Source organism: Streptomyces sp. NPDC005303 (assembly GCF_040607335.1).
Classification (GTDB): domain Bacteria; phylum Actinomycetota; class Actinomycetes; order Streptomycetales; family Streptomycetaceae; genus Streptomyces.
Window position 1 is genome coordinate 83,526 of record NZ_JBEXGM010000011.1, and the last position, 16,758, is coordinate 100,283.

At 68.1% G+C, this 16,758-nt stretch carries 16 protein-coding genes and 1 riboswitch; of the genes, 9 read left to right on the forward strand and 7 right to left on the reverse strand.

Going from position 1 to position 16,758, the window contains the following annotated elements; genetic code table 11:
* Positions 1-221: 221 nt before the first annotated feature.
* From ABZT93_RS18220 to ABZT93_RS18230, 3 genes are read right to left on the reverse strand one after another with little or no spacing between them, the layout of a single operon-like run.
* Positions 222-1,361 (reverse strand): cystathionine gamma-lyase, encoded by a 1,140-nt coding sequence (locus tag ABZT93_RS18220; protein ID WP_356105528.1) that lies wholly within the window; start codon positions 1,359-1,361, stop codon positions 222-224.
* Positions 1,358-1,849, reverse strand: a complete 492-nt coding sequence (locus ABZT93_RS18225; RefSeq protein ID WP_356105531.1) for a low molecular weight protein-tyrosine-phosphatase — start codon at positions 1,847-1,849, stop codon at positions 1,358-1,360. Before ABZT93_RS18225 ends, ABZT93_RS18220 begins: the two co-directional genes overlap by 4 nt.
* 6 nt (positions 1,850-1,855) lie before the next feature.
* On the reverse strand, positions 1,856-2,233 hold the full coding sequence (locus ABZT93_RS18230) for a phage holin family protein (protein ID WP_356105533.1): 378 nt from the start codon (positions 2,231-2,233) through the stop codon (positions 1,856-1,858).
* A 57-nt stretch (positions 2,234-2,290) separates the two neighbouring features.
* On the opposite strand from ABZT93_RS18230, the gene ABZT93_RS18235 reads away from it, so the two are divergent.
* The 4 genes from ABZT93_RS18235 to ABZT93_RS18250 all read left to right on the forward strand — a co-directional run bounded on the left by ABZT93_RS18235 (position 2,291) and on the right by ABZT93_RS18250 (position 4,763).
* On the forward strand, positions 2,291-2,608 hold the full coding sequence (locus tag ABZT93_RS18235) for a cupin domain-containing protein (protein ID WP_356105536.1): 318 nt from the start codon (positions 2,291-2,293) through the stop codon (positions 2,606-2,608).
* Between the two features lie 158 nt (positions 2,609-2,766).
* Positions 2,767-2,979 carry a DUF5326 family protein gene (locus ABZT93_RS18240; RefSeq protein ID WP_037711649.1) on the forward strand — a complete coding sequence of 71 codons (213 nt, stop codon included), beginning with the start codon at positions 2,767-2,769 and terminating at the stop codon, positions 2,977-2,979.
* Between the two features lie 510 nt (positions 2,980-3,489).
* Positions 3,490-4,227, forward strand: coding sequence for a helix-turn-helix domain-containing protein (locus tag ABZT93_RS18245; protein ID WP_356105538.1), 738 nt, complete (start codon positions 3,490-3,492; stop codon positions 4,225-4,227).
* Between the two features lie 98 nt (positions 4,228-4,325).
* Positions 4,326-4,763: an SsgA family sporulation/cell division regulator gene (locus ABZT93_RS18250; RefSeq protein ID WP_356105540.1), complete on the forward strand. Its 438-nt coding sequence runs from the start codon at positions 4,326-4,328 to the stop codon at positions 4,761-4,763.
* A 437-nt stretch (positions 4,764-5,200) separates the two neighbouring features.
* Here the strand turns inward: ABZT93_RS18250 and ABZT93_RS18255 are convergent, their stop codons facing one another.
* Complete coding sequence (locus tag ABZT93_RS18255; RefSeq protein WP_356105750.1) at positions 5,201-6,682, reverse strand: YibE/F family protein; 1,482 nt, start codon at positions 6,680-6,682, stop codon at positions 5,201-5,203.
* Here ABZT93_RS18255 and ABZT93_RS18260 point away from each other — a divergent pair.
* Both ABZT93_RS18260 and thiC read left to right on the forward strand, forming a co-directional pair.
* Positions 6,599-7,021: a hypothetical protein gene (locus tag ABZT93_RS18260; protein WP_356105764.1), complete on the forward strand. Its 423-nt coding sequence runs from the start codon at positions 6,599-6,601 to the stop codon at positions 7,019-7,021. The genes ABZT93_RS18255 and ABZT93_RS18260 overlap by 84 nt on opposite strands.
* A 17-nt stretch (positions 7,022-7,038) precedes the next feature.
* Positions 7,039-7,228: riboswitch (TPP riboswitch) on the forward strand.
* The gene (gene thiC / locus ABZT93_RS18265) at positions 7,221-8,996 is read left to right on the forward strand and encodes a phosphomethylpyrimidine synthase ThiC (RefSeq protein WP_356105542.1); all 1,776 of its coding nucleotides are present in this window, start codon (positions 7,221-7,223) and stop codon (positions 8,994-8,996) included. (Overlaps the previous riboswitch by 8 nt.)
* 106 nt (positions 8,997-9,102) lie before the next feature.
* Here thiC and ABZT93_RS18270 read toward each other — a convergent pair whose 3' ends face one another.
* The 3 genes from ABZT93_RS18270 to ABZT93_RS18280 all read right to left on the reverse strand — a co-directional run bounded on the left by ABZT93_RS18270 (position 9,103) and on the right by ABZT93_RS18280 (position 12,537).
* Positions 9,103-9,966 (reverse strand): hypothetical protein, encoded by an 864-nt coding sequence (locus tag ABZT93_RS18270; protein ID WP_356105544.1) that lies wholly within the window; start codon positions 9,964-9,966, stop codon positions 9,103-9,105.
* 193 nt (positions 9,967-10,159) lie between these two features.
* The gene (locus tag ABZT93_RS18275; RefSeq protein WP_356105546.1) at positions 10,160-11,224 is read right to left on the reverse strand and encodes a metallophosphoesterase; all 1,065 of its coding nucleotides are present in this window, start codon (positions 11,222-11,224) and stop codon (positions 10,160-10,162) included.
* Positions 11,225-11,424: 200 nt separating this feature from the next.
* On the reverse strand, positions 11,425-12,537 hold the full coding sequence (locus tag ABZT93_RS18280; RefSeq protein ID WP_356105548.1) for a LacI family DNA-binding transcriptional regulator: 1,113 nt from the start codon (positions 12,535-12,537) through the stop codon (positions 11,425-11,427).
* Positions 12,538-12,960: 423 nt separating this feature from the next.
* Between ABZT93_RS18280 and hisC the strand changes: the two genes are divergently transcribed.
* The 3 genes from hisC (at position 12,961) to cydB (ending at position 16,755) form a co-directional block, all read left to right on the forward strand.
* Positions 12,961-14,040 carry a histidinol-phosphate transaminase gene (hisC, locus tag ABZT93_RS18285; RefSeq protein WP_356105550.1) on the forward strand — a complete coding sequence of 360 codons (1,080 nt, stop codon included), beginning with the start codon at positions 12,961-12,963 and terminating at the stop codon, positions 14,038-14,040.
* A 183-nt stretch (positions 14,041-14,223) separates the two neighbouring features.
* Entirely contained in the window at positions 14,224-15,732 is a 1,509-nt protein-coding gene (locus ABZT93_RS18290) for a cytochrome ubiquinol oxidase subunit I (RefSeq protein ID WP_356105552.1), read from the forward strand.
* A gap of 18 nt (positions 15,733-15,750) precedes the next feature.
* The gene (gene cydB / locus ABZT93_RS18295; RefSeq protein ID WP_356105554.1) at positions 15,751-16,755 is read left to right on the forward strand and encodes a cytochrome d ubiquinol oxidase subunit II; all 1,005 of its coding nucleotides are present in this window, start codon (positions 15,751-15,753) and stop codon (positions 16,753-16,755) included.
* Positions 16,756-16,758 lie beyond the last annotated feature (3 nt).

Consider the following 16,758-nt stretch of genomic DNA (forward strand, 5'->3'; position numbering starts at 1 on the left):
CACCGGCCCGGGGCAGGGGCCCAACTATAAATATGTCGATAGGTCTCTGTCGCTACTGTGATTGGACACTGACACAGAGTCAACTAGCCTTGTTCGCGCGGTTCTTCGCGCGCGGGAACCGGGACGGTCCGAGCCACGAGGGGGGAGGCTCGGACCGTCCGTTGTACGTAGCCGGACATGGCCGGACGTCCGTAAGGGCCCTGCTGAAACCGCTGAAACGGTCAGTCGGCCGACTCGTCCAGCGCGCGCAGCACATCCGCCACCAGGTCCTCGGGATCCTCCGCCCCGACCGAGAAGCGGATGAAGCCCTCCGGCACGTCGTCGCCGCCCCAGCGCCGACGTCGCTCGGCCGTGGAGCGCACCCCGCCGAAGCTCGTCGCGTCGTCCACGAGCCGCAGGGCGTCGAGGAAACGGTCGGCACGCGTGTGCGTGGGCAGCGTGAAGGAGACCACACATCCATAGCGGCGCATCTGCTGCGAGGCGATCTTGTGCGAGGGGTCGTCGGGCAGCCCGGGGTAGCGCAGCCCGGTCACCTCGGGCCGCTCCCGCAGCGCCTGGGCCAGCACGAGTGCGGTCGCGTTCTGCCGGTCGACCCGCATCTGCAGGGTCGCGATCGAGCGATGGGCGAGCCAGGCCTCCATGGGTCCCGCGATCGCCCCGACGATCTTCCGCCATCGGCGGACGGCGTCCATCGCGTCGCCCTCGTGGCCGGTCACATACCCGAGGAGGACGTCTCCGTGCCCCGTGAGCTGCTTGGTGCCGCTCGCCACGGAGAAGTCCGCGCCGAGCTCCAGCGGGCGCTGTCCGAGCGGTGTGGCGAGCGTGTTGTCGACCGCGACGAGCGCACCACGCGCGTGTGCGGTCTCGACGAGCCGCCTGATGTCACACACGTCGAGGCCGGGGTTGGACGGGCTCTCGATCCACAGCAGCCGTGCGCCGTCGAGGACCTCGAGTTGGGCGTCGCCGCCGGTCGGCGCGGTGCGCACCTCGATGCCGTACGCCTCCAGCTGGGCGCGGATCAGCGGCAGCACCTGGTAGCCGTCGCTCGGCAGGACGACCGCGTCCCCGGCGCGCAGCTGCGAGAAGAGCACGGCGGAGATGGCGGCCATGCCCGAGGCGAAGACCAACGTCTCCACGCCGTCCCGCCCGGGCGCCTCCAGTTCGCCGATGGCGCGTTCCAGCAGGCTCCAGCTCGGGTTGGTGTCGCGGCCGTAGGTGTACGGGCCGTCGACCTCACCAGGCAGATGAAAGTGGGCGGCGAAAGCCGGACCGGGCAGGGTCGGCTCGTTCTTGACCGCATCGGGCAGTCCGGCCCGTACCGCGCGCGTGCCCTCCCCCTGGTCCGCAGCCCTGTCGCTCATGCCACCCGTCCTTCCGTCCGCTCGCGCACCTCGGCGAGCAGACCCTCGCTCGCCGCCTCCACCATCTCAAGGCACTCCTCGAAGCCGCCCAGGTCCCCGTAGTACGGGTCCGGAACGTCCAGGTCGTCGCCCGCGGCGGGGTCGTACGACCGCAGCAGCCGTACCTTCCCGGCGTCCTCCGGGGTGGGCGCGAGGCGTCGCAGGGCCTTCAGGTGGCCGGTGTCGAGGGCGATGACGAGGTCGAGGCGGGAGAACCAGGATGGCTGGAACTGCCGGGCCGTATGGGTGCCGTCGTAGCCGTGCTCCTCAAGGACGGACACGGTGCGCGGGTCGGCGCCGTCGCCCTCGTGCCAGCCGTCCGTACCGGCACTGTCGACCTCGATCAGTTCATCCAGGCCGGCTTCCGCTACGCGGGCGCGGAACACCGACTCGGCCATCGGGGAACGGCAGATGTTGCCCGTACAGACGAAACAGACGCGGTAGGTCATGCCTCCTCAGTCCTCGTCGGGCAGGACGACGTGCAGGGCCCAGGACACGATCGAGATGATCAGGCCGCCCAGAACGGCGGTCCAGAATCCCTCGACGTGGAAGCTCAGGTCGAGCTTGTCGGCGAGCCACGAGGTCAGCAGGAGCATCAGCGCGTTGACGATCAGCGTGAACAGGCCGAGCGTCAGGATGAACAGGGGGAAGGTAAGGAGCTTCACGACCGGCTTGACCAGGAAGTTCACCAGGCCGAAGACCAGGGCGACGAGGATCAGCGTCCAGACCTTCTTGCCGGTGCTGTCACCGGTCAGGGTGATCTTGTCGAGCAGCCAGACGGCGACCGCCAGAGCGCCTGCGTTGGCGATCGTCTTGACTAGGAAATTCTTCATGTGTCTGATCGTGGCAGACGAGATCGGTTACGGGTACGACGAGGGCGGACTAAGTCGATGAAGGTATTCCGGTTGGATGAACTGGAGGCGGAGCGTGCCGCCAACGACGGCGCCTACCTGCAGTTCCTGCGTGAGCGGAACATGTCGGTCGGCCTGTACGCACTCGACGCCGGAGCACAGGACCCGCAGCAGCCGCACCACCAGGACGAGGTCTACTTCGTGGTCAGCGGACGCGCGGCGATCACCGTGGGCATGGAGACCACCCAGGTCGCGCGCGGGAGCGTGGTGTACGTGCCCGCCGGAGTCGCGCACAAGTTCCACCACATCAGCGAGGATCTCAGGGTCATGGTGGTCTTCTCTCCCCCGGAGAGCTGACCTGCGGCCTCGGGGTTCCCTAGGGGATCAGTCAGGGGAGGACAAGGGGTGCGAGGCCCCCGCAGCGGTACCTCCCGGCCCTAGCATCGAGGGCAGGACATTGGTGGATCCGGTACCAGAGGGGCCGGACGGTGCCGGACTTCAGAGAGGTAAGTGCGATGGGAGAGATCTTCGCGGGACTGCCGTGGTGGGTGAAGTGGATCGCGGTGCCGGTCATCGCCCTGGTCGTGTTCGGCGGGCTGATAGCCACGGTCGTCGGCTTCGTCATCGGCCTGCTCTTCAAGCTGCTGGTCTTCGTGGCCCTGGTCGGCGGACTCGTCTACGTCGTACGGAAGTTCATGTCGAGTTCCTCGTCGCGCAGCGACTGGTGAGCGTCCGGAGCGGACGGGGCGACCGGTAACAGGAATGCCCCGTTCCCTCGGGCGGGGGAAGTTTCCCGGACAGGCCGTATACGAGCGGTGGCGGACCGTTAAAGTCCGGAACTCGACGCGGGGACGACCCCGCGAGCGGAGTACACCCCCACCCGTGTTCCCCGCACGGGCTGCCCCCTCTCGCTCCGGGAGTGCCCCTTGGCCACGGTTGACACCGCACCCGCACAGATCGACGCCCGCTCGACGACGGCGCCGACACAGCCCACGGCTTCGGTACGACCGACGGCTCCCAGAGGTCCGGTAGCTCCTGAGCAACCGGTAGCTCCTGACCAACCAGTAGCTGCTGTCCGACCGGCAGCTCCGGTCCGGGCATCCGCTCCCGTACAGCCATCCGCTGCCGTACGGCGATCCGCTCCCGTTCGGCCGACGGCCCCGGTACAGCCGTCAGCCCCCGTCCAACGGCACGCGGCGCCCTCCGGAGGACCTCCCGAACAGGCCCACTCCGCGACGTTGATCGGGTCTGTCCAGCGCGCGATGCGTCTGTTGGAATCCGTCGCGGAGCACGACCACGGAGCCCCCGCCAAACAACTCGCCCGCGAGACCGGGCTGGCGCTCCCCACCGCTTACCACCTGCTGCGCACACTCGTGCACGAGGGCTACCTGCGCCGCGACAAGGGTCTGTTCTTCCTCGGGGAAGCGGCCGTGCGGCTGAGCAGCAATGGAGCGGAGCAGAAACGTCGCAGCACCGTTGTCGAGGCGCTCGCGCACTGGCGTGACCTGATCGGCGTGCCGGTCTACTACGCCCAGTACCGCGATGGCGAGATCGACGTCCTCTGCGTCTCCGACAGCCCCGGAAACCCGGCGGTCGAGGAGTGGGCCGACTTTCGGGAGACCGGGCACGCCCACGCCATCGGTCAGTGTCTGCTGGCTCAGCTCGACGACGAGGCCCGGCGCGACCACCTCGACCGGTATCCCGTCCAGTCCATCACGCCGTACACCGTGCGCGACGGCCACAGCCTGCTCCGGCGTCTCGAACGGACCGCGCGTATGGGACCGGTGATCGAGCGTCAGGAGTACGCACTGGGGACGGTCTGCGCCGCGATTCCAATCACGGTGGGTAACGCTGCGTCAACGATGGCCATCTCGTTGCCCGCTCATCAAGGGGACCGGTTGCTGGCCGCCACCCAGCAACTGCAAGAGGAAATCGGACGTCTGATGGGCTCGCTCTCGATCTCTATCAGTATCTGAAAACTCACTCCTTGTGATCTGTCGTGCACGTTCAGCAAGATGCCACCAGTGTCAGAGGGATCATTCCGGGCCGACGAAGGCAGATGACGGGGTAGGCAATGCGCGAGACCGTACAGGCAGAGGTCATGATGAGCTTTCTCGTGTCGGAGGATCTCTCCTTCCGCATTCCGGTGGAGCTGCGCTACGAGGCCGACGACCCCTACGCCGTCCGGCTGACCTTCCATCTCCCGGGTGATGCTCCCGTGACCTGGGCTTTTGGACGCGAGCTGCTGATCGACGGGGTGGGTCGGCCCTGTGGGGAGGGCGATGTACGGGTCTCGCCCGCCGGTTCCGACCTACTGGGTGATGTCCTGATCAGGCTTCAGGTCGGCGGCGACCAGGCCCTGTTCCGCTCGTCGACGGCGCCGATCATCGCCTTCCTGGACCGCACCGACAAACTGGTGCCGCTGGGCCAGGAGGCCGCGCTGGCCGATTTCGACACCCATCTCGACGAGGCGCTGGACAGGATCCTGGCGGAGGAGCAGAGCGCGGGCTGATGCCGTCGACGGCGAGGTGCGGGAGCGCTTCAGCGTGGGACGGGAGGGTGCAGGAACGCTTCTGCCGAGGTTGGGGCGGCAGGGTCGGGCAGGGAATTGGGGCCGTGGCTAGGGATTTGGGGCTGTGGCTGGGAGGGGGGGTGGCACCCGAGTCGGGGCACGGGGAGGTGTCCCGATCGGATCGGGATGCGGTGATTGATTCAAATCGGGGCGTGGACGCCGCAGGAACGACCAGGCAGCGGGTCGCTCTTGCCCGTGCAATTTCTATGGCGAGCAGGTTTCCTCGTAGGAGCCGGGAGCCGGGAGCCGGGAGCCGGGAGCCGGGAGCCGGGAGCCGGGAGCCGGGAGCGTAGGAGTTGGGGAACCGGGCCAGGGCCCGGAACCGGAGTTCGGATCCGTGACGCACAGCCCCGGCTCACCCCCCGGACAGGCCCCTCTCAGCGCCTGCGCCGGCGACCTTTCCCACCGCGTCCCGCTGCGGGCCGACTGTCGGCCGTGCCCGCGCTCGCACTCGTCGCCGGTACGGGCGCCCCCGCCCCCGCCGCAGCCTCCGCCCCCGGTCGGTCGGCCGAGACCACCAGGGCCGCCAGGGCCGTCGTGACCGGAACCGAGGCGACGAGGCCGATCGAGCCGACCAATGTGCGCACGATCTCCTCCGCGACCAGCTCGCTGTTGGCGACGGTCCCCACACTGGACTGCGCGATGGAGAAGAGCAGGAGCAGCGGCAACGCGGCACCGGCGTAGGCGAGGACGAGGGTGTTGACGACGGACGCGATGTGGTCGCGGCCGATCCGGATACCCGCGCGGTACAGCCCACGCCAGCCCATGGTCGGGTTGGCCTCGTGCAGCTCCCAGACCGCCGACGTCTGCGTGACCGTCACGTCGTCGAGGACACCGAGGGAGCCGATGATGACCCCGGCGAGCAGCAGACCGCTCATGTCGATCGACGGGTACAGCCCGTGGATGAGCCCGGTGTTGTCATCCGTGTTGCCCGTCAGTGCGGCCCAGCCGATGAATTGCGAGCCGAGGATGCCGATCAGTACCAGGGAGATCAGCGTCCCCAGTACCGCGACGGAGGTGCGGGCCGACAGACCGTGGCACATGTAGAGGGCGATGAGCATGATGGCGCTCGCCCCGACCACCGCCACGAGCAGCGGGTTCGAGCCCTGCAGGATCGCGGGCAGGACGAAGAAGTTCAGCAGCAGGAAGCTGACGGCCAGCGCGACCAGTGCCATGACACCGCGCATTCGTCCGACGACCACGACGGCCAGCGCGAAGATGCCGGCGAGCAGTCCCATCGGGAATTTGCGGTTCACGTCGGTGACCGAGTACTGGAGGTCCTTGGGCGCGGAGGGTTCGTAGGCGACCACAACCTTCTCGCCCTCGTGCAACTGCCGCGACTGGTCCGGCTGGACGATCTCAGTGAAGGTACGGCCCTTGTCGTCTCCGGTGTCGACCCGGATCGTCGCCTTCTTGCAGGTGCCGTTCGCCTGCTGCTCGGCGGACGAGCCCTCGGCGGTGGAGGTGTCCCCGGTCGGGGTCTCCCCCGAGGCGTTCACCGACTTGCAGCTGACGCTCACGACCTTGCTGACCGTGGCCTGCTGGGTCTGCCGGTCGAAGCCGACCCCGGTGCGTTCGTGCGCCGGGGCACCACCGGGCCACAGCACCCCGAGCCCTACCACCACGGCTACGCCGAACGGGATGAGGATCGCCGCGATGACCTTGCGCAGGTGCTTGGAGACGGGAGTGGCCGGCCCATGGCTATGACTGTGCGAGTGACCGTGCCCACGGTCGGAGCCGGGCATGCTCCCATGCCCATGCCCATGCCCATGCCCATGCCCATCACCGGAACCATGCCCATGCCCGTCATCGGATCCATGGCCACGCCCCTGCCCGTCGTGGCCACCACCGTCACCCAGACCGCCGCCACCACCGCCTGGGGCAGCGTGGCTCACGCCTGGACCGCGGCCGTAGCCGTGACCGCCGCCATGCGCGCCACTGTGCTGCTCCTGCTCATGCCAGCCGCCGACCCCGCCGACCCCGCCGACCCCGCCGACCCCGCCGACCCCGCCGGCCCCACCAGCCCCACCGTCTCCGAAGCCATCGCGGGAGCCGCTGCCCGGGCCGTGCCCAGGGCCGTTTCCGGAGCCAGGCCGGCGCGGAGGCTCGGGGGGCGGGTACGGGGGCTGATGCGTCGTGGTCACCGCCCGATCATCGCAAGAACGACAGGGGCCCTCTGTTCACCGCGCCCGAATTGACGCTAGCGTGGAGCCACCTTTGTACACGCGGGAGCTCGGAGCACCGGGCTGAGAGGGCGCTGACCTCCGTCCCAGCGATGTTTCACGTGGAACGTCATCTCAAGCGAGTGACGTTCCCCACGAAACGTCGGCAGACGGAAGCCGCTGCGTCGACCGCCGAACCTGTTACCGGGTAATGCCGGCGTAGGGAGTAGGTCTCATGACCATCAAGGACGCGCGCACGCCTGCCTCCGACCAGCTCGACGAGGCCGGGAAGTCCATCGGCTGGCACAAGGCGTACGTCGAGGGCTCGCGCCCCGATCTGCGGGTGCCGGTCCGACAGGTGCACCTCACCAACGGGCAGTCGGTCACGTTGTACGACACCTCGGGCCCGTACACCGATCCGCTCGCGGAGACGGATGTCCGTCGGGGCCTTCTGCCGCTGCGGGAGAACTGGATCATCGCCCGCGGGGACACCGAGGAGTACGCGGGGCGTCCCGTGCGCCCCGAGGACGACGGCATCAAGCACACCTCACCGCGGGGAGGTCTCCGTAACCTCGACGCGGTCTTCCCGGGGCGGTCCCGCCAGCCGCGCCGCAGCCGTGACGGCCAGGCGGTCACACAGCTCGCCTATGCCCGACGCGGTGAGATCACACCGGAGATGGAGTACGTGGCCATCCGGGAGAACGTTGCTCCCGAGGTGGTCCGTGAGGAGATCGCGGCGGGCCGCGCGGTGCTGCCGGCGAACGTCAACCACCCGGAGATCGAGCCGATGATCATCGGCAAGCGGTTCCTGGTGAAGGTCAACGCCAACATCGGCAACTCGGCGGTGACCTCCTCCATCGAGGAGGAGGTCGAGAAGATGACCTGGGCGACCCGCTGGGGCGCCGACACGGTCATGGACCTGTCCACCGGCCGCAACATCCACACCACCCGTGAGTGGGTGCTGCGCAACTCCCCCGTCCCCATCGGCACGGTGCCGCTCTACCAGGCACTGGAGAAGGTCGACGGCCGCGCGGAGGAGCTGACCTGGGAGATCTACAAGGACACGGTCATCGAGCAGGCCGAGCAGGGCGTGGACTACATGACGGTCCACGCGGGCGTGCGCCTGCCGTACGTACCCCTGACGGCCAACCGCAAGACCGGCATCGTCTCGCGCGGCGGCTCGATCATGGCGGCGTGGTGCCTGGCGCACCACAAGGAGTCGTTCCTGTACGAGAACTTCGAGGAATTGTGCGAGATCCTCGCCGCCTATGACGTCACGTACTCGCTGGGCGACGGCCTCAGGCCCGGCTCGATCGCGGACGCCAACGACGAGGCGCAGTTCGCGGAGTTGCGCACGCTGGGGGAACTCAACCGGATCGCGAAGCGTTTCAACGTACAGACCATGATCGAGGGCCCGGGACACGTCCCGATGCACAAGATCAAGGAGAATATCGACCTTCAGCAGGAGATCTGCGATGAAGCTCCGTTCTATACGCTCGGCCCGCTGACCACGGACGTCGCGCCGGCCTACGACCACATCACCTCGGGCATCGGCGCCGCCATGATCGCCTGGTGGGGCACAGCGATGCTCTGCTACGTCACGCCCAAGGAGCACCTGGGCCTGCCCAACCGGGACGACGTCAAGACGGGTGTCATCACCTACAAGATCGCCGCCCACGCGGCCGACCTCGCCAAGGGACACCCAGGCGCCCAGGAGTGGGACGACGCCCTCTCCGACGCCCGCTTCGAGTTCCGCTGGGAGGACCAGTTCAACCTGGCCCTCGACCCCGACACGGCCCGGGAGTTCCACGACGAGACCCTCCCGGCCGAACCGGCCAAGACGGCTCACTTCTGCTCGATGTGCGGGCCGAAGTTCTGCTCGATGAAGATCTCCCAGGACATCCGCCGCCGTCACGGCGGCAGTCAGGGGGAGATCGAGGAGGGCATGGCCCAGAAGTCGAAGGAGTTCGCGGCGGCGGGCAACCGGGTCTATCTGCCGATCGCCGACTGAGGCGGGCGATCCGTCGGCGGCCGAACCGTCGGCGGGTGGCCCGCGGTCGGGTCTTCGGCTTGCGCTCCCCGTGGTGGGGGCGCAAGCCGAGGGGCTGTGCCGGGTGTCATTCCGGCTGGTGCTCCGGCCCCCCGAAGTCCGGGCTGGTGTAGTCCGGGCTGGTGAAGCTCGGGCGGGAACCGGAGGCTCCTTCGTCCGGGCTGCTGAAGCCCGGGCGGTCGTAGCCCAGGCTGGGCATCCGGCTGGTCGGCGCGGGCGGTGCCGTGTGGTGCAGTGCGGCGGTGCCGGGATCGGTCAGTGCCTCTCTGAGGAAGGGGAGGAGGCCGCGTTCCAGCAGGGCCTCGCGCCAGGCGTCCCTGGCCCGTGCCACCTCCTCGCTGAGTTCGCCGTACCCCGCGTCCGGCGAGGGCCGGTTGCGCAGGGCGGTGAGCAGCAGGCCGCCGGCGGCGACCAGGATCGCGGCCGCGGTCAGGGCGCCGAACACCCACCCGATGGTGATCATGGCGTGGGCGAACGCCGGTGGTGGGCTGAGCATCTGGAGGATGTAGCCGACGAGCAGGAAGATCGCCGCGGCGATTCCGGCGAGGACGGGCGTCAGGACGGCGGCGACGGCGACGGCGCCCGCACCGGCGGTCTCGGCGACCTCTCCCATGGTGGTGGCGAGCCCCATCGCACCCGTGCCCGAGTCGGCGGGACCGGGTTCGTGCACGGACGACAGGGTGGACGGCGTCGCCGGGCGGCGCTGTTCCTCGCGGACCTTCACGTAGTACTGGTACTCGGTCGCCGCGGCCGCCGTGATGAGTGCGGTGGCGTTGAGCGCCATGGTGCGCAGCTGTTCGGGGTTCAGCCGCTGTCCGACAGCGGCCAGTTCCGGGCGGGTAGGGGCGGAGCGCAGCGCCTCGTCGAGGATCCGCTCGTACTCCTGGCGGTCCTCGCTGTGCAGGTGCTGCGGAACGCTGTTCATGTGCATCCCCCGATGCTCCGTAGGGCTTGGGGCTCGCATGCCAACGAGCCGTCGGGCAGAAACGGAGGGGAGCCTGCTACGGATAAGCCGATGGTAGAGCGGTCACGGCACACGGTGACAGGGGGTTTCCAGAAATTGGCCTCTGGCCTGCGCGGTCGATGGTCGGTCCGCCGTGGGGGAACGTCTGCCCTGTGAAGGTTCAGATATCCAGGGGCAGTTGCTGGACCAGCAGTTTTCCGGCCATGGTCACTCCGCCGTCCATGGCGATGGCCAGACCGTCGGCGTAGATGTGCGGTCCCTCGACCACCGGACCGGATTCCTCCTTGTCGTCCTCGGAGCCCACTTCGCCGAGCAGATAGGGGATCGGGCTGTGGCCGTGGACGATGCGGGTGCCGCCGTATGTGTCGAGCAGGGAGCGCACATGGTCGGCGCCGCCTTCGTCACGGAAGGAGAAGCGCTTGGTGAGTTTCCGGAACAGGTCCCAGACCTCGTCCGCGTCATTGCGCGTGAGGGTCTCGCGGACGGTGTCGTTGACCGCCTCGATCGAGTCGCCGTAGTCGAGGTAGGCGGTGGTGTCGGAGTGCACGAGCAGATGCCCGTCCACCTCCTCGACGGCGTCGAGGCGGGCCATCCACTGCAGGTGATGGTCCTGGAGGCGGTCCATGTCGGTCTTCTGGCCGCCGTTGAGGAGCCAGGCCGCCTGGAAGGTGGCGGTGCCCGCGCCGGAGTTGACGGGGGTGTCGCCGAACCGTTTGGCGCCGAGCAGCAGCAACTCGTGGTTTCCCATGAGGGCCTTGCAGTAGCCGCCGGCCGCTGCGGCCTCCGCGGACAGCCGCATCACGAGGTCGATGACGCCGATGCCGTCGGGGCCGCGGTCGGTGAAGTCGCCGAGGAACCAGAGCCGGGCGGTGCCCGCGCACCAGTTGCCCTCGGCGTCGACCAGGCCTTTCTCGTGGAGTGCGGCCATCAGTTCGTCGAGGTAGCCGTGCACGTCGCCGACGACGAACAGGGGGCCGGGACCGTCCCCCGCCGGTTCGGCGGGGTCGGCGGCCGCCTGGAGTCCGTCGTCCTGGCTGATGACGGGCAGGTCCTGCTCGGTGGGGGTGTACCCCTCCGGGTAGGCATCATCAGGGGCCGGGACGACGTCGCCGGGGTGTGTGCTGTGGCCGTACGGACCGGTCTCGTTGACGTACGCGGGTACCCGGAAGTCGCGCAGCACCGCCGTGCGCTCCACCTCGGGTCCCTGACCGGCCCCCTGAGTCATCAGACCCCTCCACCATCGCGCCGCATCTGCACCGCTTCGGACTGCCTGGTCGCAGCGGCCCGCGGTGTCGTGGGCCCATCATAGGAATGCGGATCGCGCCGTGTGATGACCCAGGGGTGGTGAATCGGAGCAAGACTCCTGTCCACCGCGGCATTCGCCCCGATTGGGCCGGGCTTGGACCCTCGCCCGGCCACTTCCTGTTACTTCTCCTCGGGTGACCGCGGCGAGCTGACCGTCGTGCGCGGGGCGCGCCGCTGGGAGGAGGTGCGCACGATCAGCTCCGTCGGTATCACCTGCTCGACCGGTTGGTCCGATTCGACCCCTTCGATGGCGTCGATGAGGAGCTGGATGACGGCCGTGCCGATGCGGCGCGGCTTGAGGGAGAGCGTGGTGACGGGCGGCTCGGTGCTGGCGTACACGGTGGACTCGCTGCAGCAGACGATCAGCAGGTCGTCCGGGACGCGCAGCCCGTAGCGGCGGGCGGCGGCCAGCAGGTCGGTGCCGTTCGGGTCGAACAGGCCGTACACGGCGTCCGGTCGGTCCGGGCGGGCGAGCAGCCGGTCGGCGGCGACGGCGCCCGCGCACGGATCGTGCGCCGGGTAGGCCTCGTAGACCGGATCCTGGCCCACCCGCTCGCACCAGCGCAGATACGCGGTGGTCGACAGATGGGTGTAGGTGTCCGTCGTGGTCCCGGTCAGCAGGCCGATGCGGCGGGCGCCGGCGGCGGCCAGGTGGTCGAGGATGCCGAGGACGGCGGCCTCGTGGTCGTTGTCGACCCACGCGGTGACCGGGAGCGCGCCGGCCGGGCGGCCGTCGGAGACCACCGGTAGGCCCTGCCGGACCAGCTCGCTGACGACCGGGTCCTGGTCGGACGGGTCGATGACCACCGTGCCGTCCAGGGCGACGTTCGACCACACGTCGTGGCGCGAGGTCGCCGGCAGGATGACGAGGGCGTAGCCGCGGGCGAGCGCGGCCGAGGTGGCGGCCCGCGCCATCTCGGCGAAGTACGCGAACTCGGTGAAGGTGAAAGGTTCATCCCCGTACGTCGTCACGGTCAGGCCGATGAGTCCCGACTTGCCGGTACGGAGGGTTCTGGCCGCGGCGGAGGGCCGGTAGCCCAGTCGGTCGGCGACCTCCCTGACGTGGCGGCGGGTGGCGTCCGGGAGCCTGCCCTTTCCGTTCAGAGCGTCGGACACGGTCGTGATGGAGACTCCGGCGGCGGCGGCTACGTCTCTGATGCCCGCCCGGCCCGGCCGACTGCCTCGACGTGAGGTTTCCGCGCGGCTCACCTGGTGCTTCCCTGCTGCTGTCATGGCGAGCCGATAGTAGGGCTCATGCGGTGGGGTAGGGCGGACGCATATGCACGCGTTGACAGGCACGTTTCTGCAAGGTCATTTGGCGTCAACTACCTTTGAAACAAAGTCAGTTAAACGATCCAATGGCACTACGTAACTTGTCGGCACGCATGGACCTGCCGAGTCCCCGATGTTTCGAAGAGGTCTCAACTCACCTTCACGGGTGATGCGCGCTACGGCGTGAGCCACCCGCGCATAGATATATGTGACCGCGCCCCCTGATTCGTCTGCCTTCGTGCGGTGATGCCCCTGATGCCTGTGAGGCTGACGAGGTTGGTTCTCACCTGTACGCAGCGGAGCCCAATCCTCATAAGGTGAGCAGTATTGGAGCCGGCTGCCGGAGTCGGCCGCCATGTGTCGGTGGTCATGAGGAGGACTGCGGTGAGCGAGACAAGCCCCAAGCTGCGCGCCGAGCTGGAAGGTATCCCCACGTACAAGCCGGGCAAGCCTGCCGCTGCCGGCGGTCCCGTGGCCTACAAGCTGTCCTCCAACGAGAACCCCTATCCGCCGCTGCCGGGTGTGCTGGAGACCGTGACGGCCGCGGTCTCCTCCTTCAACCGCTACCCGGACATGGCCTGCACGGGCCTGATGAACGAGCTCTCCGAGCGTTTCGGCGTCCCGCTCTCCCATCTGGCCACCGGCACCGGTTCCGTCGGCGTCGCCCAGCAGCTGATCCAGGCGACCTCGGGACCGGGCGACGAGGTCATCTACGCCTGGCGGTCCTTCGAGGCGTACCCGATCATCACGCAGATCAGCGGTGCCACCTCGGTGCGGGTGCCGCTGACGGCGGGCGATGTGCACGACCTGGACGCGATGGCCGAGGCGATCACCGACCGGACCCGGCTGATCTTCGTCTGCAACCCCAACAACCCGACGGGCACGGTCGTGAAGCGCGCCGAGCTGGAACGCTTCCTCGACCGGGTGCCCAGTGATGTGCTGGTGGTACTGGACGAGGCCTACCGCGAGTTCATCCGCGACCCCGAGGTGCCGGACGGCGTGGAGCTGTACCGCACGCGGCCGAACGTCTGTGTGCTGCGCACCTTCTCCAAGGCGTACGGCCTCGCGGGCCTCAGGGTCGGCTTCGCGATCGCCCATGAACCGGTGGCCGCGGCGCTGCGCAAGACGGCGGTGCCCTTCGGGGTGAGCCAGCTCGCCCAGGAGGCGGCGATCGCCTCGCTGCGGGCCGAGGACGAACTGTTCGGCCGGGTCGGCTCGCTGGTCTGTGAGCGTAACCGTGTGGTGGAGGGGCTGCGAGCGCAGGGCTGGACGGTGCCCGAGACCCAGGCCAACTTCGTCTGGCTGCGGCTGGGGGAGCGCACGGTCGACTTCGCGGCGGCCTGCGAGCAGCACGGTGTGGTCGTACGGCCCTTCGCGGGCGAGGGTGTGCGTGTGACGGTCGGGGAGGCCGAGGCGAACGACATCTTCCTGAAGGTGGCGGAGGCTTTCCGCAAGGAGCTCTAGCTCACACAGGCTTGGTGTCTGCGCAGGTCAGAGCGGTAAGACAGGGGGGTCCGGAGATGATTGGGACCCCCCTTCGTCTATCGAAAACGGGTGCGGCATACTAGCTTGTGAATGTGAACGCTTTCACAAGCGGTCGCTTCACACGCATATGTTCCACAAGCCTGTGAGGTAAGGAGCGGCGACGTGGACCTGGCTCTGGCGCCGGAGACCCTGGCGCGCTGGCAGTTCGGCATCACCACCGTCTACCACTTCCTGTTCGTCCCCCTGACGATCTCGCTGGCCGCCCTCACGGCCGGCCTGCAGACCGCCTGGGTGCGTACGGAGAACGAGCGGTACCTCAGGGCCACCAAGTTCTGGGGCAAGCTCTTCCTGATCAACATCGCGATGGGTGTGGTCACCGGCATCGTGCAGGAGTTCCAGTTCGGCATGAACTGGTCCGACTACTCGCGCTTCGTCGGTGACGTCTTCGGTGCCCCGCTGGCCTTCGAGGCGCTGATCGCCTTCTTCTTCGAGTCCACCTTCATCGGCCTGTGGATCTTCGGCTGGGACAAGCTGCCCAAGAAGATCCACCTGGCCTGCATCTGGATGGTCTCGATCGGCACGATCCTGTCGGCGTACTTCATCCTCGCGGCCAACTCGTGGATGCAGCACCCGGTCGGTTACCGGATCAACAAGGCGAGGGGCCGCGCCGAACTCACGGACTTCTGGGCGGTGCTGACCCAGAACACCGCGCTCGCTCAGGCCTTCCACACCCTCAGCGCGTGCTTCCTGACCGGAGGCGCGTTCATGGTCGGTATCGCGGCCTTCCACCTCTTCCGCAAGAAGCACATCCCCGTGATGAAGACCTCGCTACGGCTGGGCCTCGTCACCGTGGTCATCGCCGGCATGCTCACCGCCATCAGCGGTGACACCCTCGGCAAGGTCATGTTCAAGCAGCAGCCGATGAAGATGGCGGCCGCCGAGGCGCTGTGGGACGGCCAGGACTCCGCACCGTTCTCGATCTTCGCCTACGGCGACGTGGAGAAGGGCCACAACACCGTGGCCATCGAGATTCCCGGGCTGCTGTCCTTCCTCGCCAACGATGACTTCACCTCGTACATCCCCGGCATCAACGACGTCAACAAGGCCGAGCAGCAGAAGTACGGGGCGGGCGACTACCGGCCGAACATCCCCGTCACCTTCTGGGCCTTCCGCTGGATGATCGGCTTCGGCATGACGTCCTTCGCCATCGGCCTCGCCGGACTCTGGCTGACCCGCAAGAAGTTCATGCTCCCGCAGCACCTGAGGGTCGCCGACGACGAGGTGCCGCATCTGGTCCTCTTCAAGAACAAGGCCCTCAGCCCCAAGCTCGGCAGGCTCTACTGGCTCGCGGCGATCTGGACCCTGGGCTTCCCTCTGATCGCCAACTCCTGGGGCTGGATCTTCACCGAGATGGGCCGCCAGCCCTGGGTCGTCTACGGCGTCCTGCAGACCCGGCACGCGGTCTCCCCCGGCGTCTCCCAGGCCGAGGTGCTCATCTCGATGCTGGTCTTCACGACTCTGTACGCCATCCTCGCCGTCGTCGAGGTCAAGCTGCTCGTGAAGTACGTCAAGGCCGGCCCGCCCGAACTCACCGAGGCCGACCTCAACCCGCCCACGAAGATCGGCGGCGACACCAGTGACGCCGACAAGCCGATGGCCTTCTCGTACTAGGCCGAGGGAGATCGAGTCATGGAACTTCACGACGTCTGGTTCGTGCTCATCGCCGTCCTGTGGACCGGCTACTTCTTCCTGGAGGGCTTCGACTTCGGGGTCGGTGTCCTCACCAAGCTGCTCGCCCGCAACCGGGTCGAGAAGCGCGTCCTGATCAACACCATCGGTCCCGTCTGGGACGGCAACGAGGTGTGGCTGCTGACGGCGGGCGGCGCGACCTTCGCCGCTTTCCCCGACTGGTACGCCACACTCTTCTCCGGCTTCTACCTGCCGCTGCTGCTCATCCTGGTCTGCCTGATCGTCCGCGGTGTCGCCTTCGAGTACCGGGCCAAGCGGCCCGAGGAGAACTGGCAGCGCAACTGGGAGACCGCGATCTTCTGGACCTCGCTCATTCCCGCGTTCCTGTGGGGGGTGGCCTTCGGAAACATCGTGCACGGGGTGAAGATCGACCAGCACTTCGAGTACGTCGGCTCCCTCTGGGACCTGTTCAACCCCTACGCCCTGCTCGGCGGACTGGTGACGCTCACCTTGTTCACCTTCCACGGAACGGTGTTCACGGCCCTGAAGACCGTCGGGGAGATCCGGGAGCGGGCGCGGAAGCTGGCAACCAAGGTCGGTCTCGTCGCGGCCACGCTGGCGTTGATCTTCCTGCTCTGGACTCAGGTCGACAGCGGGGACGCCAAGAGTCTGATCGCGCTGGCGGTGGCCGTGGTCGCGCTGGTCGCCGCCCTGGTGGCCAACCAGGCAGGGCGTGAGGGCTGGTCGTTCGCGCTGTCGGGCGTCACCATCGTGGCCGCCGTCGCCATGCTCTTCCTGACGCTCTTCCCGAACGTCATGCCGTCCTCGCTCAACGCGGACTGGAGCCTTACGGTCACCAACGCCTCGTCGAGCCCGTACACCCTGAAGATCATGACCTGGTGTGCGGGGATCGCCACACCGATCGTCCTGCTCTACCAGAGTTGGACCTACTGGGTGTTCCGCAAGCGGATCGGCACGCAGCACATCGCCGAAGCCGTGCACTGAGCC